Here is a 21,266-nt window from a genome sequence, read left to right on the forward strand (position 1 = left end):
GGTGTCGGGGCCGCCCGCGATCGAAGTTCGCTAGGCGGGCAAACATTTGCCCGAGGGCGCTTGTCATCATCGGGTCGCGCTGCTAGTGGCGCCCCTCGTTGCCGCTTTAGCTCAGTTGGTAGAGCACATCATTCGTAATGATGGGGTCAGGTGTTCGAGTCACCTAAGCGGCACCATAACTTCCAGAAGGCGAGTGTTAGACGTACGGCCGAAAGGCCCCATGTGTGGGCGGTTGGTTGGGTCTTGCTTGGGTCTCTTTGGGAAGGACAATGAGCCCTACCCACGCTGCCCCCCCCCTTCGGACCGAATCAACATGTTCAGGTTGGCAAAGGTGGATCCAGTAAGGGAGGGAATAAAAAATCCCGAACGGCTTTGGCGGGTATAGCACCATTATGCACCGTATAAGGAGCGTCGCTTTCTCCGGAACCACAAACTGCGATCCCTAAAATTTTACCTCGGTCATCCAGCACGGGGCCGCCGCTATTACCATAGATCACATTCTGCGAGATTCGGAACAACTCCAATCCAAGATATTGCGACTTGCCGGTGACGTGGCCAACGGCGACGTGCGCAGTGTCGCCGTCAGTGTGGTTGGGGTAGCCCGCCAACGTCACCGTGGCGCCAACTTCTGTTGAAGCATTAAAATCAAAATCGAGCGCTCGGGCCTCGATTAACGATGTAGCTAGTGCCTGATCCTTAATTCGCAGTATCGCGACATCTGCGTCAATCGAACTGCGCAAAAGCTCAACATCCAACGCCCCAAACGCCAAATCTCGGAACGATACAGAGAGTTTTTCGACTGAGCTACCGTCGGCGTAGCAGGCCACATGGGCGTTCGTTACGATGAGGCCATCTTGTATAACAAAGCCGCTGCCCTGACGCGCAACGGCATCAGCCTTTTTGATGTCACCGCTCTCTGCCGCTACAATGCAGATCGACCGCTCAAGTTCGGCCCTCCAGTCGGTTGGAGGCTCGTATGATATCAGGCTACCAGAAGTTAATTGGTTGAATTTTTGAACCGTCTTCCAAACCGTTTCGTCGTTTTCACCACGGATATGACGCATAAATTCAATCTTACCGCGAAGACTGAGTTCGAAGCTGCTGTTCTCCGGGCGTCCGTAATTGCTAACCCAATACTCTTGGGCCTTATCCTCCCCATATTTCTGCCACGCATTTAAAATGGCTCGAATTTCTCGACGCAGTTCACGTCGTATATTAAGCTTCTCGTTACACATAACGCCACACACGATTTGACGATCTTGGCGAGATTTTAACCGTGTTTTGGCTGGGTTGAGTGTGAAGCCGTGTTTCGTCACTATTTGGTCCAGATCAGGGCCAGGAATGATTTTCCCAACTCCGTCTTCGTCAACGAGTTGAGCGATTTGATGTGCGAAGCGACTTTTCTGCGTGCTGAACACCATGTCATCTGCAAATCGAGTATAAAAACTCCCTGTATCGCGTCCTAGCTTCGCTAGTTCAGCATCAAGGCCGCTGCAGATCATATTCGAAAGTATGGGCGAAGTAGGGCCCCCAAAGGGAAGCTTGTTATCAAATGTGGTTAGGCACGCTATCGTTGTTGCGATGGAGTTGCTAAGCCCGTATGGCTGGGCCATTAGCCGACCTCGAACTCGCCCAAAATTAATTTGGTCAAAGAAATCCTTTATATCTACAGAAAAGATGTGCTTCCGACCAAGGTGAGTGGTGGCATTTGATCTGATGCCGCGGCCTTTTATATAAGCGAATGCACGGGAATGCGGCCGATATAGCTTTTCAAGTTCTAGCAAAAGGCGTCGCTGGATCATTTTCAAGGTCGAATGAGGAACGGCGATCTGCCGAATGACCCCATTTCGCTTTATAAACGGTCTAGTTTTATACCTTTTCGAGTCAGGTCGATCATAAGCAAAGGATTTCATGACCTTAACATCAACCTGAATAAGTTTTGCTAAATCATCAAACGTACTTATCTGCTGCAGGGGCGCAGTCATACTAGTCGAGTTCCGTTCTAACCTTTACCATGTGATGGCATTCCGATCATCTGGTCGGGATAATGTATTACATACTCCAATTACGCGCAGTATCGACGCGCACAGCAACCGAAACTCGACTAGTCAGACACGTCTAGCGTCAAAAGGCTCAGATTCCAATCATTTCTAGTACAATGACTTCTGCACGAAAACCTCACCGTTTTATATAGTATCGTCGTTAGCTCTTCAGCAGCAGTTTGTGCGGCCCGATTCCATCGGCGTCCGCGAGCCGACCGAGCGAAGCCACAGACGGGTGCGGCGCTCCTGTTCACGGTCAGTCAAATAGCTGCGCTCCATTTCCTCTGCCGCCGCTGTACCATCCCCTTCAGCTCGCGCTAGTGCAGCACATTGACGCCGGGAAGGAGCCCAACGTCGGCCGAAGCCAAAAGACCAAGCGCAACATTTGCGACGACAACAACAGCAAGGCGAAAATTCCGTTGAACTGTTTCTACAAATAGGCGGCCGAAGTCCGTGTATGCGGACGGTGTGATGTGATCATAAAATCGCGGGAAGCCGACCAAGGGGATCGATCATAACCAATCCCAGCTTTAAAAATTCAAATAAGACGCGCGCGAGCGAAAAGCGGACGATGACGAAGCCCGCTGGGATGAGCGGCTTAAGACAGTCGTGAAGGCGAAACCGAGGAAGTCAGCGTCAGAGTAGGTCCCATTCACGCTCAAGGCGATCCAATTCTTGCATGAGGTAGTACACCTTACCGTCCTTAACGTCACCCCGTGTAGCGACGGCAAGCCGCCCATTTTCCAAATCAGCAAGTATCTTCGGATCCAGCCGGGGCCGTATAGCGTGCCACCCCGCCTTATCGGAAAGGAAAGCAATCAGCCCATCATGACGAGTCTGTCGATTGAACCGGGCGACTAGGTTACGACCATCAGCAATCAGCTGTCGGCGTTGAAGTTGCTTTCCTCCATCTTCTGCGGCCTCCGGCTTAGGCGCTGGCTCACTCACCGGGCTCAGCAATCTATAGAGAGCAACAGCCAGATACAGCGTGATAAGCACAAGGGGAGCGTGCCCCCATATTCCGCTGGACAGCCATGAAGGTGCGCCCCCTACCAGAGGAGCGTCAGCTGACTTTATCGCCATGATTATCGCGCCGACCCATAGGGAAACGATCCCTAGCCAATCGAGATTAGATTTTGGCAATGCCACCCCTTTAGTTCCTCCAGAAAATCATAGTGGAGGCAGCGCGTGTTTTCAATCTGTACAATCGCTAATCAATAGCCCCGCCAAGCGTGGAAGCTTGACGGGGCGTATCCTCTCCTCGGGTCGCATGAGAATCAGACGGATTTTGAATAACGTCGGCGGGTTAATCGCCGATGAAGGGGACACATCCCGCTAGTTGAGCCCACAGCACTTCTTGTATTTCTTGCCCGAACCACAAGGACAAGGATCGTTTCTCCCGACTTTGGAGCGGTTCTCGTCGTTTTTCAGTCGCCATTCGTGAAGCAGTTCAACCCAAGTGGAAAGCCGTTCGACCGCCTCACTTCGACTGTCTGCCGCCGCGGTTACGGTGCTTCTGTTGTCGGATAGCTCGGTAATTCCAGCCAGAGCGCCCTTGACTGCCGCGTCGTCGCTTGCCCGAATACGGTTCCAGCCGATCGGCGACAGTTTCATGGCTTGGACGAAGCCGTCGATCCAAAGCTCCCACAGCGTATCACCGTTGCGCCTATCGACATCAAGGACTGGTCCATATGCACCGGGCCGTGAGAGGTCGCCCAGAATGCCGTTGTAGTGGCGCATAAGCAGATCAAGGAAGCCCTGCATCTCTTCCATGCTGTCGAACTTGGGCGGCGCGTCTCCCCATACCTTTTTGAGCCATTTCGATTGCGGCACAAGGTCGGGACTGACGATAATGCCCGTCAGATAGCCATCCAGTTCGGACAGCAACATGCCTTCATCGAACTGGTGGAGCAGAATGTGATCGAGCTGATCGAGATAATCTTGCATCCCGCCCGCATACCGTTGTCGGGCGCGCAAAACCAACCACCTTATTTAGAAGGAGAACAAAACATGAACATATAGGCCACTGACTAAATGGTTAGGTCATTTGAAAGCAAAAGATGTGGCTCAATGCCGAGCGCATCTGCAATCCTGCCTAATGCAGCCACAGACGGGTTCCGCGTACCCCTTTCGAGGTCGCTGACATAGCTGCATTCCATCCCCGCCCCCGCCGCTAGCTGTTCCTGGGTCATGCCCTTCAGCTTGCGTTGGTGCCGAACATTGACGCCGAGAAGCCGAACCACATCCATGCGCCGATGTGGACGGTCGACGCGGTTACTCGGAAGACGCTTTTGGATCGGTCAGAGAAATCAAATGTTCCGCGTGGCTAATCACTTGGTGCAACCGTTTGGCAACTTGCTTTCTCGGACCTTTCGGCATTGCTCTGATAGATTCTCGCCTTTCGCGAGCAGCTTCCTTCGCGTCTTCTGTCGGCTGTTCGTCTAGATTCTGCATCATATCAATCTTTCTGCGCCCTCGGATATATCGATTCCCAACCGAGAGCGTCTAATCGAGCAGTTCGCCAAGAGGGCAGCTTAGGGCTGACGCGATCCGCTCAATCACGGTGATCGTGGGGTTTTTTACCACCCGCTCAATGCCACTAATGTAGGTCCGATCAAGCTCTGCTTCATCGGCAAGAGCTTCCTGCGACCAACCGCGCTCTTTGCGCAGCCGCTTCATGTTTACAGCCAATCTTTGCCGAACGTCCATCTTCTAGGATGGGCCAGAATGTTGCCGATCGGACCACGGACTATGAATCTCATTTTTACTAGCCTTGGCCAAAGCCGTCGGTAACGTGTGCCGCCGGTGATGGCTTCATCACGCCCAAGATCGGGTATCACCAAGAGGAGAAGAGTATGATTATCAAACTGAAGCCCGCGCTGTTGGCGCTTCTGCTGTCCGCCGGTCTGGCCGCCTGCGATGGCACCAACGATAGCGCTGCGCCCGCCGTCACCAGGAAAGCCGAAGGCGTGGAGATCACGCTGAAAGATATTGAGGTGAGCCACGATGTAGGTTCGATGGGGATGGTACCAACCGCTCCTGACGGGGCCACCTATGTCCATGTCACTTATGCGCTGAAGAACGTTTCCGCCGATGCACTTCCGTTTGAAAAGTGGCCCCAGCCACGCCTAGTCGATCCCGCCGGTCATAAGTTCGAGCCGGAAATCGTTGCATCGACGACGCTGTCCGCAGCATCCAACTCTAGCTGGTTTGAAAATCTCAACCCGAACCTGAGCACGGACGCGCACCTTGTGTGGAAGGTCGACGAGAAGTCGTTCGACCGCGCGACCTGGACACTTACGTTCCTGTCCAAACCCGCCGTCATTTTCCCGCTCAAATGATAGAACGCCGCACAATCGGACTTCTCGCCGCAACACACGTCGTCGCCTTCGGTGTCGGTTACGTCGCCGCGCCGAAGGCACTGCTGGACAGGGAGGTCAAGCACACCGGCTTCTTCACGGTTGACACCACCAAGGTTCTCGCAACGACCGTCGAAAGCCTGCGGGAAGAGAACAAGCTGCTGGTTTACTCGTACAAGGGCACGGCCACGGTCCAAGCCGGTCGCACCGTTCTCTGGCTCTTTGGTGGCGAGCAAGAGCTGATCGTTCCGGCGGTCGTGACTTACTATCTGGACCTGTCCAATCTCAGCCTTGCCGACGTTAGGTATGATGAGAGGGCGAAGCTGGTGACTGTGAAGCTGCCCAAGGTGACGCTGGGCGACATTGCGTTTCAGCCGGAGAACGCGACCACAATAAACGGCGGCATATACACCTTCTCGGATGAGCAGGTCGAAGCGTTGCGGAAGGCAAATTATAAAAATGCGCGGCGGGCGCTGATCGCGCAAGCGCAACAACCGGGCTTGCTCAACGCGGCGAAGCGTCAGGCTCGGACCAATGTCGAAAACTACTTTACTATCCCGCTACGCATTGCGGGGATGCCTGACGTGAAGGTGGCGGCGACCTTCGACTAGCAAACCCCAACAACATCATCAACCAAAGGCCTCGGGAGAAATCTCGGGGCCTTTTGCATTGAAGGACACTTACATGATTTCAATTCGAAGCTGGGCCGAAATGACCCGCGCGCTGGCGTCACCAATCGACGCTGACCTGATACGGCTGTTGGCGCTGAGGCGCGAACAGTTGCTCGAACAGGAAGGGTACGATCTGGGCGAGCTTGCCCATTTTATCGTGGCCGAGCCGGGCGATGCGCTCGCCGCGATCGAGGTAGCGGCGGGGATTCCGCTTGCCACGAATATGATTGACGGCAGCAAGCAGGGCGAGCCCGGCTTCACCGCCAGTTTCGAATATGTCGAGCGCCACAGCGGCGCTTGGTTCGAGGCGGTGACCATTGTCAGTGACGACGGCTTCGGACTTGTGCTGCTCGTTCCCGATCGGCCGGACATAGACCCAGCCTTGCTTGGACTGGTTCGCGACCACGCCTGACACCAACCACCAACGCCAACAACCACAAGCGTCCAGGGATCACCCCTTGGCGCTATTTTTTTTGCCTGAAAGGAATATGTCCATGCTGCATTTTTACGATCGCGCCGGTTTTGCGCGTGCGCTGACTCTTGACCTCGAACCGAACCTTCATCGCCTTCTCGCCGAGCGCATTGGGGCGCTGAGTGAAGACCTAGTTGACTACACCGAATATCTCGTCGTCCACCGGGGTGACACCGAAGCCGACATCATCCGACACATTGGGCTGTCACCGCTGATTGAACCGATGGACAGCATCCGGTTTGGCGAACCTGGGTTCCGTCAGCACTGGGACTGGCTCGCAAAGCACGATGGCTGGTTCGAGTTGATTTTCACGTTCGGCAGCACCTTTGCCTACGTACTTTTCATCGAGAATGATGGGCGCACGCGAACCGAAATCCTCGAAATGTGCAGGCATCATGCCTGAGGCCTTGAAATCTCTTATGCCACGCCTATTTCAGTCCTCGCGCTGTCTACTGGCTCGCTCCGGCGACCTCTACCTTTGACAACACACCTACGGCATCAGCCCCCAGCGCGAATCGATCTTTGATCGTTTGTCTTCGAGCAACAGTCTCGAATTTTTAGGTGTTAAACATGCATACAAATCACATCGATTACGTGCGACGGCGCTTGGCCGCCGCGTCGGGCGCTATTGAGTTTGAACCCGATGTAATGATGGACTTGAGCGAGCTTGAGTTTGAGTCACTTCCCGTGGTGCTGGCCGCCCTGATCGGTCGCGGAAATCAAGATAATGACAGCATTCGGCATTTCCTCACCACCCGAGATTGCCCTTACGAATGGGACATCATCGAGTTTGTTCTCGATCACTTCGAAGGCAAAAATCTGAAGTTCTGCCTTTGGTCGGTCGACAAGGCCGGAAACTACAGCCTGATCCTTAAGCAGTGGTCCAAATATGACTGATGCCGTGTGCACGCCGTGCGGCGTAGGGCCGAAAAGCTGATTTCTGAAAACTGCCCCGTCGTCGACCGGTCTCCCCCGGTCGGCGGCGGCTTTTACGTTGCTCGCGGTGGCTCTGACCAAGCCCGAACTTTGCGGGTGAAGACATCTCTACGCCGACATGGCGACGCGGTCAGACTTAATTCTGATGGAGATATGTATGAGCGATCCCAGTGCCAAACCGGCGCCATCCCTCAAAAAGAAGATCAACCCCCTGCTCAAATTCACGCTGCAGGGACAGGCGGCCAAGCTCGAAGAGATGGCCATCGAACAAAAGCCATTGTTGGGCTCATTCTGTCTAACCGGGCAGGGAACGGTGCTGTGCGCACCCCCGAACGCAGGTAAAACTCTGATTACGCTGGCCATGCTGATCGAGGCCATCGAGGCCGAACGCATAGCTGGCGGCGACGTGTTTTATGTGGATGCTGACGACACGACTCAAGGCGTCGCCGACAAGGTCCGCGTCCTTGACGAATACGGCGTTCATGTCGTGGCCGAAGGCTATCAGGGCTTCAAGGCGCGTCTGCTGACATCAGCGATCGAAGAGATGATCCAAGAAGGGACTGCCCGCGGCAAGCTCCTCATCCTGGACACTTTCAAGAAGTTCACGCAGCCCATGAGCAAAAGCGAAACCAGCGGATTCACCGAAGTCATTCGCCGCTTCGTCCTCGCAGGCGGCACACTACTCAGTCTTGCCCACACGAACAAGCACACCGACGCAAACGGCAAAAACGTGTTCGCTGGTGTCAGCGACATCATCGATGACCTAGACTGCGCTTATGTCATCGACGTTCAAGACGGCCGGGACGGAAAGCGCCTTGCCCAACTGACCAATAAGAAACGGCGCGGGAACGTGCCCGACAGACTTACCTACGCTTACTCGCCGGAACCCGAACTCTCCTACATAGCGCGCCTGATGTCCGTCCATGAAACCGATGGCTATGACGGCGGAGCCGACGACGTGCTCGACTATAGAACTCAAGACAACGAGATTCTTCAAGCGTTGGCCTTATCGATCCACCACAGCGGTGAGCACGGGAAAATGGAAATTGTCCGTAGCGTCGCGGACCACGATAAAGTCTCGAAGCGCCGCGTCCTTAAGCTGCTCGAGAAGTATGTCGGCGAGGACACCGACAAACATTTCTGGCGTTATGTGGTGCGGGCTCGCGGCATTCACGTGTTTGAGTTGATCCGGCCGATCAATGACCTCACTGATATGCTGTCCTCGCCGGGATGGACCGGGTGAACGCCAGAATTCAGTTTTCAGCTTTCATGCCGTGCTCCGCTCATCGCGACCCGAGGGCAACGGCGATCGAATTAATAACCCTTCCTTCGACTTAGCCTACAAACATCGTTCACAGCCGGCCGCCGAGCAGCATTCGATTTAGCCTGTGTCGGAACCAACCCGAACTTGCGTTCCCGATATCGGCATCGATGCGTCAATGATCATCGTTACGACGATCTACGACACCTCGGCAGCGCGGCGCCCCCTTCGCCTTCGGCGCTTCCCAAATGGCCATTTTGCCAAAGGCCACAGCGCCAACTCGGCCGTCTGGCCACCTCACCCCTCACCGCGACCCTGCGGCGCCCTCAGCGCGCCCGGCGCTCGCCATTCACAAGGAAGATTTTCATGCCTGTCGTAAAACTCGACAACAACTTTTGCCTGAACGCCAGAACCGAAACCGGGAAAGGAAAAACGGTCTTCAGAGATGCTTCGATTACCGGGTTCGCCTTCGAGGTCCGCAGCTCCGGAGGCGCGACCTACTACTTCATTTATTCGGACGCCTACGGGAAGCTGCAGACGACCAAGATCGCCCGCTTCGGGGACATCACGTTCGATCAAGCCCGCAAAGAGGCCAAGCGTCGCCTGTCCGAAGTCACCCTGGGCGGCGATCCGGCCGCGAAGAAGAAAGAGGTGAAAAGCATTCCGACCTATGCGGACTTGGCCGCGCAGCACCTTGAGCACGCCAAGACCTATCAGCGCGTCCCCAGCAACACGGAATCGGTGATGCGCGTTCATCTTCTTCCTCAGTGGGGAAAGTACCGGCTTCACGAGATCACCACGCAGGCCATTTCTAAGTGGTTTGCCGATAAGATCGCGGAAGGACTGGCCCCAGCAACGATCGAGAAAATCCGCGTAATCTTTAGCCGATCGTTCGAACTTGGCAGGCAATGGAATATCGCGGGCGCCGATCGAAACCCGGTTCGCAATGTCCCGCGCCGCCGCTTCAAGAATGCCCGCACCAAGTACCTGTCGGCGGCGGAAGCAAAGAAGCTGTTGGCTCAGGCGGAAAAGTCACGCAACCCGCAGTTGAAAAACATAATCGGCCTGCTGTTGCTAACCGGCGCACGGAAGACCGAACTGCTGACCGCGCAATGGCAGCACGTCGATCTGGAACGGCGGACATGGCACATCCCGACAACAAAGACCGGGGTGCCGCGCTATGTGCCGCTGTCGCAAGCGGCGATCGATATCATCGAGGAACTGCCAAGGTGGGATGGATGCCCTTGGCTGCTGCCTAACCCGATCACGCGAAATCCGTACACCGACTTGAAGCGGCCATGGGACACGGCACGGGACGCAGCGGGCCTGGCCGACCTGCATATCCACGACCTGCGCCACTCAGCGGCGTCGTTCATGATTAACGCCGGGATCGACCTTTATGCCGTTGGGCGGATCCTGGGTCACGCCGATCATCAATCGACCATGCGCTACAGTCACCTCGCCAACGAAACGTTGATGGCGGCGGTCGAGGCGGGTGCAAAACAAATGCGCATCTAACTTCTCCCCCATCCATGTGCTGGCCTAACGGCTGGTGCGTGGATGGGGACAGGGGTTCGTCCCTATTTTTTTTCGGCGCGGTGTCGTCGGAAAACAAAACTGTCGCCGGTATCGACCGGTCCCACGAAAGATAAAATCATGAGTACGAATTTCTCGGCACCCCCAAAAAGGGCGTCAGCCGCGAACATTAAAATTCGCCCGGCACTGACCATGGTCAGGTCAGGACCTGCCGCGCTGTTCGGTCGTTTGAGCACGCTGCTACGCAACATCGCGCCGGGCACCAATAGGAACGATCAGGTGATGGCGCTCATCGCCGCCTGTATTTCCGAAGGCGTTGTCACGAAAAGGGAGATCATCGCCGTCACAGGCCTTTTGGGCTTCAAGCGCTACCACGTCACCCAACACCTTGATTATGGGGTGGGCCACGATCGGGCCAGTGGGCTTTGGCGTCGCAACCGGGACGGCAGTTACAGTCTTTTCGCATAGCGCTCTATGCCCCCGTTTGCTGCTGCTTCGAATCGGCACGTGAACGGGGGTGATGACCATGCCAACGCATGCTTCCAAATTTGGCTTTTGCACAAGCTCACGGCCGAACGGCCTCTCCCACCGAGCCTACCCCCCACCGCGACCCTACGGCGCTCCCAGCGCGCCAGTTATCGCGCATCCGCAAGGATAAACTTTGCCATTGTTGCTAATGCGACAATGCCTTAGCGCTGATAGTTCGATGCGGGTGGGGCACCGGTGATCGTCCCCTTTCAATCTTTATTTATCGCGATGTGCCATGCTCGCTTTATGACGACTGCAACCGAACCCCTCGCCAAACTGGCTGTTCTTATCGATGCCGAAAATATGTCGCCGAAGATCGTGAGCGGTTTGTTTAAAGAGATCGCGACAATCGGAGAGGCCAGCGTGCGCCGCATCTACGGTGATTTTTCGGGCACTCGCTTGAAAGGATGGGCCGAAGTGCTCGCGGCTCACGCAATTATGCCCCACCAGAATTTTGCCAATGTTGGCGGCAAGAACGCGTCCGATATTGCGCTGGTGATAGATGCAATGGACCTAATGCACTCTGGCAGGTTTGAGGGTTTTTGCCTTGTCTCATCCGATAGCGACTTCACCCGTCTTGCAGCCCGCATCCGTGAACAGGGCATCGCCGTCTACGGTTTCGGCGAACAAAAGACGCCACAGAGCTTTAGGCACGCTTGCAAACGGTTCGTCTTTACCGAAAATCTCTCGGTCAGCGACGGGAAGGCTTCTTCCAATGGCGCGGGAGCGTCTCTACCGGCCGCAACGCTCAAGCTGCCGCCCACGGACGCTGTGCCCCTCATTAAAGCTGCTCTCAGTCAGCTTGAAGAGTTGGACGGGTGGTATCCTCTCGGCGCGGTGGGCACGCGGCTTGTCGCTGAAATGCCTGACTTCGATCCCCGTAGTTATGGCTTTCCCAAGCTCAGCCAACTTGTCGACAAATCCGCAGCATTCGATGTGCGGCGCGACAATCTTTTAGTCCATATCCGCCCCAAGTGAAATCGGGCCTAGACGCCCTCACCGCCGTGCAGCTCGCGGTCTTGCCGGAATTCGGAGATTCAGCTTGCAGGGAAATTTCCCGCTGGCAGCTTGTTCAACGCGTTGAGTCGATAGGCATACGAATTCCTTTTTACGTTGCGCCGTCAGTCACGGGAGCTTTAGATGCCGGTATATGAGGTTCACGGTCCAGACCCTGTGCGCGAGTATTGGCTTGTCGAGATCGAGGTGATGGGCGCCGTCACGACCGAGACGTCGCTTGCCCAATCGTATCGCACCAAAGTTGCGGCCCAAGCGGCGGCAGACCTTCTCAACGCTGATCTTACGTCGGCGTCTCCAGCTTAGCTTCCGCCAGCAAAAAGACCGCGCCAGTGGAACGCGGTCTTTCCGGCATTTTCATGCTGCCCCCCGCGACCGCTCGCAGCGGTCGGAGTTGATGATAATTTATCAAAGCTGCGTTTGCCGTCAACGCGAGATAGTTTGCACTCGAACTATTATGGGACAGTCCAACCGGCACCCCGCTTTGCTGCTGGACCGGCATAGACCGTGAGCGCATACCATTCGGGTGGCCGACCAATGATCCTCTTGGGCATAGTAGCGATCAGCATTGCTCTGATTTGCGTCTTGCTCGTCCTCATCCGAGCAAACCGCGACGACTGACGATGGCCGCCGAGTGCCCAAATTGGGTTCGCGGTGAAAATGGTGGCACTCAGAGAAGCATATTAAGCCAAACTATTTCGCCAAGGCACTTGGTTCGCGGCGTAACGTCGCCGCTCCGGCCGTCACCACAAGTCTGATCCTATTCCGGCTTCCCACACGCCAAAAAGACCTCGCGGTGGGGCGAGGTCTTTTCGTTCTCATGCCCATAGCTGTGCAAGGCATGGGGGTTAAGAAACCTTCCGCCCTTGAAGGTCGCCAAAGAGCGTCAGGCCGGGGAGCGTACGCCAGCAGGGGCACGAGTCAACGAGGGTCGATCACCCCCTCATTTTACTGTGGAAGAGTGAGCGTCACCGGGCGGCTGAGCGGAAACATCAGATGGGCCCCGGCCCTCTGGGTTGGGTCGCTGAGAACCGGGGTTATTGGACCAATAACCGGTGAAGCTGAAAGTTCCGTAACCGGCGCCGCAGGTCGGAGTGCGACTGATCTATAGCGGGACAAATTGGAAACCATCGGACCAACGCGCGACTATTCAGGCGAAAGAGGCCGAAGAACCGCGCCCGTTAAGCGCGATCCCGCCTGAAGGCGCGTTCACTCGCCGGGCATAGTGTTGGTAGAAGAATAATCCTTGAACTTGTCGGTGAAGTTTGCGTGATAGTCGTCGACTTGCATTTCCGCATTTTCGGCTGCGTCGGCTGCGGAATCACCACCGGCCCTGTTGGCGGCCGTTACCGCCGCAGCGAAAGAACTCTGTTCCGTCTCGCAGGCAGATTTGACGGAAAGAGCAAACTCGGCTTCGCTCACCTTCGCTTCTAGCTGCTTCTTCAGATGCGCACGCAGGCATTTGGTAAAGGCGGCGCGAGTGGTGTCCACGTTACCGGCCGGTGCGGGCGCCATAGTGGCCATTAGAATTGAAGCGATAAGCATCCTGCGACTCCCCGTTTGAAGATTTGTTCTGGCGACAAATTTAGCCCACCTCTTTTCAAAATGGGAGCGGCATTTTCGCGATCGACGCTAATCTTTCCGTCGCCCTCACAGATGATTGCAACCTTCGCCGGGCGCCGTGCGATAATGACGCAAGAGAGACTAGCGCGTTGTCGCCGCCAGCCGCAACCGCTGGTACGAAGGGTGCTCGGCTACAGGCCCTCCCCCCTTTCGGGACTGGGTCGAGCACCAATCTCCTATTTCGCAATCTCAACGCTCGAACGGCTTTCCTACAATGTTTTTACTCGTCATCTGTGCCGGATGAATGAGCCCGACCAGAAACAGTGCGAGCGTGCGTTGGCAATAGAATATTGGATCTCGACACTTATTGTGGTGGGTGCCTTCATCGTTGGGCTGGGCAAAGCCTTGAGCTACCTTCTGCGGAGCTGATTGAACTCGATCTGCGATCAACGCTCAACCTCATCACATCATCTCGTCAAGCGATGCCAGCATATCCAGGAGCAGACGTCTCAGCGAGATCATGCTCGCCCCCAATGACATCTCGGGCCTGTCGGCAAGAAGCATGATCGCCTTCACGACAGCATTGGACTGGCGAGCGAGCAGCACAAGATGAACCCCGCTCGGCGCATGCGTTCCATTCAACCAGTTTTTAGCGGTCCGCTGGCTAGCGCCTGTCCACTTCATGATGATCTTCGCACCATTACGGGCTGATCCAAACTCGATCTTGAGCGCCGAAGCGATGACCTGAGCAAACTCAGCGCTGGTCAGGATGTCTCGTCCGATTGGAAACGAACTGCCCTTTTTCGGTAACATGCTGCCTCTCCTTTGCTGTTACGTCGGACGGCAGAGGGGCCAGTGGCTAGTTTACGGGCAATCCCAAGGCGTTCCGATGGTCATCGAATGGACAACAGAAGACGGCAGCCAACCCAGCGACCCGCCCAAAAAGCGGGCAGCGGAATATGTCCGGATGTCGACCGAACATCAGAAGTACTCAACTGACAATCAGGCATCCGAAATCCGAGCCTACGCAGCGCGCCGAGGGTTTGAGATCGTTCGCACCTACGCCGACGAGGGCAAGAGCGGCCTAAGCGTTGATGGCCGAGCATCCCTGCAGGCCCTTCTAGCCGACATCGATTGCGGCAACATCGATTTTGAGGCGCTGCTGGTTTACGATGTTAGTCGGCTCGGCCGGTGGCAGGATACGGATGAAGCGGCCTACTGTGAACTTCGCTGTAAGCGCGCGGGGATCACCGTCCATTACTGTGCGGAGCAGTTCGAGAACGACGGCACAATAGGCTCGTCGATCATCAAGACCGTCAAGCGTGCGATGGCTGGCGAGTATAGCCGTGAGCTTTCAGTCAAAGTCTTCGCGGGCCAATGCCGCCTTATCGGTCTCGGATATCGCCAAGGCGGAGCGCCGGGCTTTGGCTTGCGACGCATGTTGGTCGACGAGCGCGGTCAGCAAAAGGGAACGTTGGAGCGCGGAGAGCACAAGAGCATTGCAACTGACCGCGTCGTACTCGTCGAAGGACCGGCCGAAGAAATCGCCATTGTCCAAGAGATCTATCACCAGTTTGTCGAAGGACAGCGATCCGAGCGAACAATCGCAGAATGGTTGAATTCGCAAGGCATCCTTTCGGATCTCGGACGACCTTGGACTCGCAGTGCAGTCCATCAAATTTTGATCAACGACAAATACGCCGGTCATAATGTTTGGGGTCGGACCTCGTTCAAGCTAAAGTCGAAGCATGTCCGGAACAATCCGGCCGACTGGATCAGGCACGATCAGGCGTTTCCTGCCATCATTCCTCAACTGCAGTTCGATAGCGCACGGGTCATTATCGAGCAGCGGTCTAAGCGCATGACCGATGAGGAAATGCTCAAGCAGCTGGAGCACATCCTTCAGTCGAATGGGTATTTGTCTGGGCTGATCATTGACGAATTTGAAGAGAGCCCGTCGAGCAGTGCTTACCGATCCCGCTTTGGCAGCTTGCTCCGCGCCTACGCTCTAGTCGGCTTCAATCCAGAGCATGACTATCGCTACCTCGAAATCAATCGCGCACTTCGTCAAATGCATCCTTCGATCGTGAAGGGGGTGATCGAAGGCATTCAAACAGCTGGCGGCTCTGCCATTCGAATGCTCGAAAGTGACGCATTGCTGATCAATGACGAGATCACAGCTTCAATCGTGATTGCTCGCTGCAAGCTGACACAGGGCGGGCATCGGCGGTGGAAAATCAGGCTTGAAGAAAGTCTTCGGCTCGACCTCGCGATTTGCGTTCGGATGGACGAGGACAATGCCAGCGCGCACGACTTCTACATCTTACCGAGAATGACACTGGCCGAAAGCGTAATGAGGCTGGCCGACTACAACGGGCTCTCGCTGGACGCATTTCGGTACGACACGCTTGATGGACTGTTCGGTCTGGCCAAGCGCGCTCCCTTCCGAAGGGCAGCTTAGCGATGGCGCTTCCAGCACAACGCGTTGAGATGATCCCGATCGATCGCATCACGATCGTGAACCCACGGCTGCGCAACAAGAAGGTGTTTAAGGGAATTGTCGAAAACATCGCGGACATTGGGCTCAAACGGCCCATTACAGTCACGTCGCGGCAGGGTCCTGACGGCCCGCTGTATGACTTGGTATGCGGTCAAGGGAGGCTGGAAGCATTTCGCCAGCTAGGCCAGACCGACGTGCCCGCCTTAATCGTCACGGCGGATGCAGAAGACTGCCTAGTCGCCAGCTTAGTCGAAAACTGTGCCCGTCGTCAGCATCAGGGTGTGGATCTTCTTCAAGACATCGTTGGCATGAGGAAACGCGGCTATGCCGACAGCGAGATTGCCGAGAAAACCGGGCTCACGACATATTACGTTAGCGCGATTGCCAGATTGCTTGAGCGGGGAGAACGACGCCTCGTTGCAGCCGTTGAAGCAGGCTATCTGCCAATATCCGTTGCCCTGGAGATTTGTGAATCGGACGACCAAGGCGTTCAGGCGGCGCTGCACAAGGCATATGAAGGCAAGCTCTTGCGCGGTCGCAGCCTGATCGCAGCCCGCCGCTTGGTCGAGGTGCGCAAACGTTCGGGCAAATCGACGAACCTCCCGAACCGTTTACGCAAAGAAACGATGACACCCGAAGCGCTGGTGAAGGCCTTTCAAGAGGATACCGAGCGGAAGCGCCTCATGATCAAAAAGACCGAAGCAACGCGCAACCGTCTCGTGTTCATCGTCGAGGCGCTTGGCCAGCTCGCGAACGACGATACGTTTGTCGTACTGCTCGAAGATGAGGGCTTGGAAACGATGCCCAACCGTCTTGCGGAGCGTATCCACAATACGCGGGTAATTGCGCCGTGACCTCCAGCAACCGCCATCCCAAGATAAAGCTGGTTTTCGAATCCACCAGTTTGCGGATTCCGCTCGCCGATATTGAAACACTTCGCGATGTATCCGGTGCGGTAAGGGCATCGATGAAGTACGGCCAGATTGCTGCATCGATCCGGGAAGTTGGCATAATCGAACCACCTGTAGTCGTCAGGCTGCCAGGAGCGAGCGATCGCTATCGGTTATTGGACGGCCACTTGCGGCTCGATATTTTGCGAGAGCGCGGCGATGCTGACGTCGTTTGTCTCGTTGCGACCGATGATGAGGCGATCACCTACAACAAGCGGATTAACCGCATCGCGACTGTTCAGGAACACAAGATGATCCTGAGGGCCATCGAACAAGGCGTGTCACCCGAGCGCCTCGCGCGCGCGTTGAACGTCAACATTGGCAGCATTCGCAACAAGCGCCGACTGCTTGACGGGATCTGCGATGAAGTGGTCAAGCTGCTCGAGGATCGCATGGTGCCAATCTTGACGTTTCAGGAGCTGCGAAAGCTTCGACCTATGCGGCAAATCGAAGTTGCCGAGACCATGATCGCGATGAACCGTTACTCACGGCCGTATGCCCAATCGCTTGTAGCAGCGACGCCGCAGAGCCAGCTTGTGGACGAGCAACGGAAGGTAGTTCGTGGGCTGTCCGACGAACAAATTGACCATATGGAGCGCGAGGCGAGCAACATCGATCGCGAGTTCCGAATGGTCGAACAATCTTACGGCACCGATCATCTCGATTTGGTTCTAGCGATGGGCTACGTTTGCCGCTTGATCGAAAATTTGCGGATCGTCCATCATCTAGCAAAGCACCACCCGGAACTGCTCGCTGAGTTTCAGCGGATCGCACTTTTACGAAACGCGGCCTAGTTGCTCGTCATGACGGATGATCTGCAGAACCGCTAGCGCTATCGAGACGCTCCTCACCGGCCGGTTTTAAGATTTTCGATCTGTTTCAAACGGGTACGCGTCGGGTCGTTTTCGGTAATCCGACTGAGCCAAAATTCGTCCGAAAGGCAAACGTCAAATCCGGAACTCACTTGAGTTTAGGAATCGATTGGGTGGGGGCCAAATTGGGGGCCTTTTTTGCCTAAAAGCCTAGGCTTTCCTCACACTGTGCCAGACCGAAAAAGGTCTTCGTAATGATGGGGTCACAGGTTCGAGTCCTGTAAGCGGCACCATTTCCCTGTTCGAGATATTCCCATGCCGCGGCCGTTCCGGTCCGCGCGGCATTGCGGGCGGGTGCTTCATTCGGCCGAAAAATTGAGCGTCGCGAGCGCGACGATGAACAGCAGCGCCACGGCGGAGAACAAGGCGGTCAGGACCGTGAAGAGAAAGGCGCCGAGCGGCCGCGCCCGGACAAAATGGCCGGCATCGTCCGGGGGCGCGGCGGGGGCGAGCGCGTCGGCTTCGGCGTCGTGCGGCGCCTTCAGCAATGCGGCGCTGATCACGCTCGCGGGGACCGGCGACAAAAATTCGCATCCCAGCGATTTGCCCTCTTCGCGGACGACGCGCGCGGGAACGGCGCCGAGTTCGGGCAGGATGAGGATGAAGGTTTCGCCGAGCGCAAAATAGGCGTCGGTTTCGATCAGCAGGCCGGTTCGAGACAGGTTGCGGATGATGACCGCGCTTTCCCGCGTCGATGAACGCACAGCGACGTCAAGCCGGAGCGTGCGGCGTTCGGTGCGTCGGCGGTTCGCCGGTTCGGCCGGGTTCGCAATATGTGCCAGCAAGGATCTCACCGCGGCCTCCTTGGCGAGCATCTATCGGCCGACAAACTTAACATTGGATTTCCGCGCCGCCTTTCAAATCAGGGCGCGGCTGTTTGTGCCCCGAGAGCCGAGCGTCGGCGGCTGTCGTTTGTGGAATCTTGTTACGTGTTCCAGTTCCAATATGTCTGGTTCGGTTAAATATGGAATCAGTCAAAATATAATAAGCGGCGCTCGTCTCTCACTCAAACGCGCGTCGATTTACGACGCGCCGTTATTTTTAGTGATCCGGTTCGGGACAGAAATGACGCCGCCGACAAGCATTTTCCCAGCCGACATGCTTTCGGCATCCTATTGAATATTTTAGCTATTAGGCAGGCCGATGCCACGGAAACCCGCCACTTGTATGACGAAAAATTAGGTTAGATAAAAATGTGTTAACAAGCTTGCGGAGTCTGAAAGAACCATGCTTCCCTCAAGGGGTAGGGGAGTCCGAGTCGTCGGACTGATGGGTCGCACTGAAATTTGGGAGCTTTTGCTGTGCCGTTTTCGGCGCAGGGTGCGGCGTATTCGAGGGATAATGACATGGATGCTTTTGACAATCCGGCCCGGGGTGGAGCGGCGGGGTCGCTGCGCGATGGCGCGACGACCGACCAGACGAACCAGGCGGTTGGCGGCAGCGACTATCTAGCCGCAGCGGCGAAAGTCACCGCGGCCGTTTCCGCCATGCCGATTGCGATCCAGGCCATCCTTGTTCCCGACGCCAGCGGTCGGATCCTGTTGCCGGCCGGTGCCTCGATCGACGACATCACCGTTTCGGGAACCGACCTGATCGTCACCCTGCCGAACGGGCAGGTGTTCGTCATTCCGGGTGGGGCGGTGGATGTTCCCGCGATCGTGATCGATGGCGACACGGTTCCCGCCAGCACGGTGGCGCAGCTGCTCGAAAATCTTGACGAGCTGAACCCCGAAGCCGGCATCCGCAGTTCGGGCGGAAATTTTGCCGATCCCGAAGGCGCGATTCAGGACCCTTATGCGCTGGGCGACCTGCTGCCCTATACCGAGCTTGCCTTTCCCCAGCCCGAAGATCGCGAACTCCTGCCCGACGTTCCCGACGAAGAGCCCACCATTTCCGTCGTCACGCCCGACCAGCCGGCCGGAGCGGTCGATGCGACGTCGAGCGTCGACGAGGCCGGACTGCCCGCACGCGGCAACGAGCCGGCAGGCAGCAACAGCGCCGCAACAAGCGAAACCGTCACCGGATCGATCGTCGTCAACGCCCCCGACGGACTGACGTCGATCACGATCAACGGCACCGCCGTCACCGCCGTCGGCCAAGTCGTCACCACGCCATTGGGCCAGCTGACCATTACCAGCCTGACGCCGGGTAATGTGGGATACAGCTACACGCTGACCGACAACAGCAACGCGAACGACAATCTGACCGACGTGTTCGACGTGGTCGTCACCGATCGCGACGGCGATACGGCGCCCGCGCGCCTGACCATTTCGGTCATCGACGACGTGCCGACGGCGCGCAACGACACCGACCAGTTGGCCGCCGCAACCCGCGGCCCCGAAACGGGCAACGTCCTGACGGGCGCGGGAACGACCAGCGGCGCGGCCGGGGCCGATACGCCGGGCGCCGACGGCGCGACGCTCACCGGCATCCGCGGCGCGGACGGCGAAGGCTTTTCGGCGCCCGGCACGGTGCAGGGCCAATATGGCACGCTGACGATCAACGCCGACGGCAGCTATAGCTATGTCCGCAATCCGGGCACGGCGGGCGGCGTCAACGACGTCTTTACCTATCGCATTACCGACAGCGACGGCGACATATCGACCGCGACGCTGACGATCGCGATCGGCGATGCGCCGACCGTCATCACCTTTGTCCCCGGCGACGGCGAGGGCGACGCGGGCACCGTCGTGCGCGAGGCCGATCTGCCGGCGCGCGAAGGCGAAACGCCTGGTTCGCAGTTCGACGGCGACCCCGCATCGACCAGCGGAACGATCACCTTTACCGCGACCGACGGCGTGGGCAGCGTCGCGATCGGCGGCGTCACGGTCACGCCGGGCTCGCTGCCGCAACAGATTGTCAGCGACGCGACGGGAACGCTGGTCGTCACGGGCTACAGCTATGACGCGCAGACCGGCGAAGGGTCGATCACCTATGTCTACACGCTGACCGACAATGTGCTCGACGGTGATGGGTCGACAGTCAGTTTCGACTTCACGGTCACCGATCTCGACGGCGATGCTGCGTCGGACATGCTTGCGATCGACATCGTCGACGATGCCCCGACGGCGCGTCCCGACGTCGACAGCGTGGCGGAGGAGGGGCCGACGGTCGCCGATGGCAATGTGCTGACCGGCGTCGGCGGGGACGACGACAATACGACCGACGGCATCGCCGACACGCAAGGCGCCGATGGGGCGACCGTGACCGCGGTAACCGGCGGCGCGGTTGGCGAGCCGTTTGCGGCGGCCTATGGCGCGCTGACGCTGAACGCCGATGGCAGCTACAGCTATGTCCTGAACAATGATGCGCAGCCGGTGCAGGGGCTTGCGGCCGGCGAGACGCTGACCGAGACCTTCAACTACACGATCACCGATGGCGATGGCGACACGTCGACGGCGACGCTGACGATCACGATCAACGGTGCCGACGATGGCGTCACGATCAACGGCCTGAATGCCGAAGGCGGCGAAGTCGTCGTCAATGAAGATGATCTTGCCGACGGCTCGTCGCCCGATGCGGCGGCGCTGACCCAGCCGGGCAGCTTTACCGTGTCGACGCC

Annotated in this window: 20 protein-coding genes and 1 tRNA gene; 14 read left to right on the forward strand and 7 right to left on the reverse strand. The window is 57.0% G+C overall.

Translation table 11 applies throughout. The features are described from left to right. Nucleotides 1-100: 100 nt before the first annotated feature. A tRNA-Thr gene (locus A3E77_RS17495) sits at nucleotides 101-176 on the forward strand. 141 nt (nucleotides 177-317) lie between these two features. On the opposite strand, the gene A3E77_RS17500 is transcribed toward A3E77_RS17495, so the two are convergent. From A3E77_RS17500 to A3E77_RS17515, 4 genes are all read right to left on the reverse strand, one after another. Continuing rightward, complete coding sequence (locus A3E77_RS17500) at nucleotides 318-1,985, reverse strand: trypsin-like peptidase domain-containing protein (protein ID WP_293648300.1); 1,668 nt, start codon at nucleotides 1,983-1,985, stop codon at nucleotides 318-320. Between the two features lie 1,392 nt (nucleotides 1,986-3,377). Further along, nucleotides 3,378-3,989, reverse strand: coding sequence for a UPF0149 family protein (locus tag A3E77_RS17505; protein WP_293648302.1), 612 nt, complete (start codon nucleotides 3,987-3,989; stop codon nucleotides 3,378-3,380). Between the two features lie 83 nt (nucleotides 3,990-4,072). Next, the gene (locus A3E77_RS17510; protein WP_293648305.1) at nucleotides 4,073-4,291 is read right to left on the reverse strand and encodes a helix-turn-helix domain-containing protein; all 219 of its coding nucleotides are present in this window, start codon (nucleotides 4,289-4,291) and stop codon (nucleotides 4,073-4,075) included. Between the two features lie 256 nt (nucleotides 4,292-4,547). Then, a complete protein-coding gene (locus A3E77_RS17515; protein ID WP_293648308.1) occupies nucleotides 4,548-4,721 on the reverse strand; it encodes a helix-turn-helix domain-containing protein in 174 nt (57 codons plus the stop codon). 176 nt (nucleotides 4,722-4,897) lie between these two features. On the opposite strand from A3E77_RS17515, the gene A3E77_RS17520 reads away from it, so the two are divergent. From A3E77_RS17520 to A3E77_RS17560, 9 genes are all read left to right on the forward strand, one after another. Next, entirely contained in the window at nucleotides 4,898-5,383 is a 486-nt protein-coding gene (locus tag A3E77_RS17520; protein WP_293648311.1) for a hypothetical protein, read from the forward strand. Continuing rightward, nucleotides 5,380-6,012 (forward strand): DUF4230 domain-containing protein, encoded by a 633-nt coding sequence (locus tag A3E77_RS17525; RefSeq protein ID WP_293648314.1) that lies wholly within the window; start codon nucleotides 5,380-5,382, stop codon nucleotides 6,010-6,012. The genes A3E77_RS17520 and A3E77_RS17525 overlap by 4 nt, the downstream gene beginning before the upstream one ends. 100 nt (nucleotides 6,013-6,112) lie before the next feature. Continuing rightward, entirely contained in the window at nucleotides 6,113-6,484 is a 372-nt protein-coding gene (locus A3E77_RS17530) for a hypothetical protein (RefSeq protein WP_293648317.1), read from the forward strand. A gap of 82 nt (nucleotides 6,485-6,566) precedes the next feature. Further along, entirely contained in the window at nucleotides 6,567-6,947 is a 381-nt protein-coding gene (locus A3E77_RS17535) for a hypothetical protein (RefSeq protein WP_293648320.1), read from the forward strand. A gap of 203 nt (nucleotides 6,948-7,150) precedes the next feature. Continuing rightward, complete coding sequence (locus A3E77_RS17540) at nucleotides 7,151-7,441, forward strand: hypothetical protein (protein WP_293648323.1); 291 nt, start codon at nucleotides 7,151-7,153, stop codon at nucleotides 7,439-7,441. Nucleotides 7,442-7,637: 196 nt separating this feature from the next. Further along, on the forward strand, nucleotides 7,638-8,723 hold the full coding sequence (locus A3E77_RS17545) for an AAA family ATPase (protein WP_293648326.1): 1,086 nt from the start codon (nucleotides 7,638-7,640) through the stop codon (nucleotides 8,721-8,723). Nucleotides 8,724-9,107: 384 nt separating this feature from the next. Next, nucleotides 9,108-10,259, forward strand: a complete 1,152-nt coding sequence (locus A3E77_RS17550) for a site-specific integrase (protein ID WP_293648329.1) — start codon at nucleotides 9,108-9,110, stop codon at nucleotides 10,257-10,259. 138 nt (nucleotides 10,260-10,397) lie between these two features. After that, nucleotides 10,398-10,745: a hypothetical protein gene (locus A3E77_RS17555; protein WP_293648332.1), complete on the forward strand. Its 348-nt coding sequence runs from the start codon at nucleotides 10,398-10,400 to the stop codon at nucleotides 10,743-10,745. A gap of 306 nt (nucleotides 10,746-11,051) precedes the next feature. After that, a complete protein-coding gene (locus tag A3E77_RS17560; RefSeq protein ID WP_293648335.1) occupies nucleotides 11,052-11,783 on the forward strand; it encodes an NYN domain-containing protein in 732 nt (243 codons plus the stop codon). A 1,245-nt stretch (nucleotides 11,784-13,028) separates the two neighbouring features. On the opposite strand, the gene A3E77_RS17565 is transcribed toward A3E77_RS17560, so the two are convergent. Together A3E77_RS17565 and A3E77_RS17570 are read right to left on the reverse strand one after the other, a co-directional pair. Further along, a complete protein-coding gene (locus A3E77_RS17565) occupies nucleotides 13,029-13,364 on the reverse strand; it encodes a hypothetical protein (RefSeq protein ID WP_293648337.1) in 336 nt (111 codons plus the stop codon). 480 nt (nucleotides 13,365-13,844) lie between these two features. Beyond that, nucleotides 13,845-14,195 carry a hypothetical protein gene (locus tag A3E77_RS17570; protein ID WP_293648339.1) on the reverse strand — a complete coding sequence of 117 codons (351 nt, stop codon included), beginning with the start codon at nucleotides 14,193-14,195 and terminating at the stop codon, nucleotides 13,845-13,847. 76 nt (nucleotides 14,196-14,271) lie between these two features. Between A3E77_RS17570 and A3E77_RS17575 the strand changes: the two genes are divergently transcribed. The 3 genes from A3E77_RS17575 to A3E77_RS17585 are packed head-to-tail and all read left to right on the forward strand — an operon-like array spanning nucleotide 14,272 to nucleotide 17,626. After that, nucleotides 14,272-15,843 carry a recombinase family protein gene (locus A3E77_RS17575; protein WP_293648341.1) on the forward strand — a complete coding sequence of 524 codons (1,572 nt, stop codon included), beginning with the start codon at nucleotides 14,272-14,274 and terminating at the stop codon, nucleotides 15,841-15,843. 2 nt (nucleotides 15,844-15,845) lie between these two features. Next, nucleotides 15,846-16,736 (forward strand): plasmid partitioning protein RepB C-terminal domain-containing protein, encoded by an 891-nt coding sequence (locus A3E77_RS17580; protein ID WP_293648344.1) that lies wholly within the window; start codon nucleotides 15,846-15,848, stop codon nucleotides 16,734-16,736. Next, a complete protein-coding gene (locus A3E77_RS17585) occupies nucleotides 16,733-17,626 on the forward strand; it encodes a plasmid partitioning protein RepB C-terminal domain-containing protein (RefSeq protein ID WP_293648347.1) in 894 nt (297 codons plus the stop codon). The genes A3E77_RS17580 and A3E77_RS17585 overlap by 4 nt, the downstream gene beginning before the upstream one ends. A 377-nt stretch (nucleotides 17,627-18,003) precedes the next feature. On the opposite strand, the gene A3E77_RS17590 is transcribed toward A3E77_RS17585, so the two are convergent. Continuing rightward, the gene (locus A3E77_RS17590) at nucleotides 18,004-18,498 is read right to left on the reverse strand and encodes a PilZ domain-containing protein (protein ID WP_293648350.1); all 495 of its coding nucleotides are present in this window, start codon (nucleotides 18,496-18,498) and stop codon (nucleotides 18,004-18,006) included. Between the two features lie 552 nt (nucleotides 18,499-19,050). Here A3E77_RS17590 and A3E77_RS17595 point away from each other — a divergent pair. Then, nucleotides 19,051-21,266 (forward strand): VCBS domain-containing protein (locus A3E77_RS17595; RefSeq protein ID WP_293648353.1); only part of this gene is annotated, 2,216 nt, incomplete at its 3' end.

This window comes from Sphingopyxis sp. RIFCSPHIGHO2_12_FULL_65_19 (assembly GCF_001830555.1).
GTDB lineage: Bacteria > Pseudomonadota > Alphaproteobacteria > Sphingomonadales > Sphingomonadaceae > Sphingopyxis.

What these genes read in the sequence shown, in the direction of transcription:
- A3E77_RS17500 (WP_293648300.1), bottom strand. Translation starts at nt 1,985, where the DNA reads ATGACTGCGCCCCTGCAGCAGATAAGTACGTTTGATGATTTAGCAAAA.
- A3E77_RS17505 (WP_293648302.1), bottom strand. Translation starts at nt 3,989, where the DNA reads ATGCAAGATTATCTCGATCAGCTCGATCACATTCTGCTCCACCAGTTC.
- A3E77_RS17510 (WP_293648305.1), bottom strand. Translation starts at nt 4,291, where the DNA reads ATGGATGTGGTTCGGCTTCTCGGCGTCAATGTTCGGCACCAACGCAAG.
- A3E77_RS17515 (WP_293648308.1), bottom strand. Translation starts at nt 4,721, where the DNA reads ATGAAGCGGCTGCGCAAAGAGCGCGGTTGGTCGCAGGAAGCTCTTGCC.
- A3E77_RS17520 (WP_293648311.1), top strand. Translation starts at nt 4,898, where the DNA reads ATGATTATCAAACTGAAGCCCGCGCTGTTGGCGCTTCTGCTGTCCGCC.
- A3E77_RS17525 (WP_293648314.1), top strand. Translation starts at nt 5,380, where the DNA reads ATGATAGAACGCCGCACAATCGGACTTCTCGCCGCAACACACGTCGTC.
- A3E77_RS17530 (WP_293648317.1), top strand. Translation starts at nt 6,113, where the DNA reads ATGACCCGCGCGCTGGCGTCACCAATCGACGCTGACCTGATACGGCTG.
- A3E77_RS17535 (WP_293648320.1), top strand. Translation starts at nt 6,567, where the DNA reads ATGCTGCATTTTTACGATCGCGCCGGTTTTGCGCGTGCGCTGACTCTT.
- A3E77_RS17545 (WP_293648326.1), top strand. Translation starts at nt 7,638, where the DNA reads ATGAGCGATCCCAGTGCCAAACCGGCGCCATCCCTCAAAAAGAAGATC.
- A3E77_RS17550 (WP_293648329.1), top strand. Translation starts at nt 9,108, where the DNA reads ATGCCTGTCGTAAAACTCGACAACAACTTTTGCCTGAACGCCAGAACC.
- A3E77_RS17555 (WP_293648332.1), top strand. Translation starts at nt 10,398, where the DNA reads ATGAGTACGAATTTCTCGGCACCCCCAAAAAGGGCGTCAGCCGCGAAC.
- A3E77_RS17560 (WP_293648335.1), top strand. Translation starts at nt 11,052, where the DNA reads ATGACGACTGCAACCGAACCCCTCGCCAAACTGGCTGTTCTTATCGAT.
- A3E77_RS17565 (WP_293648337.1), bottom strand. Translation starts at nt 13,364, where the DNA reads ATGCTTATCGCTTCAATTCTAATGGCCACTATGGCGCCCGCACCGGCC.
- A3E77_RS17570 (WP_293648339.1), bottom strand. Translation starts at nt 14,195, where the DNA reads ATGTTACCGAAAAAGGGCAGTTCGTTTCCAATCGGACGAGACATCCTG.
- A3E77_RS17575 (WP_293648341.1), top strand. Translation starts at nt 14,272, where the DNA reads ATGGTCATCGAATGGACAACAGAAGACGGCAGCCAACCCAGCGACCCG.
- A3E77_RS17580 (WP_293648344.1), top strand. Translation starts at nt 15,846, where the DNA reads ATGGCGCTTCCAGCACAACGCGTTGAGATGATCCCGATCGATCGCATC.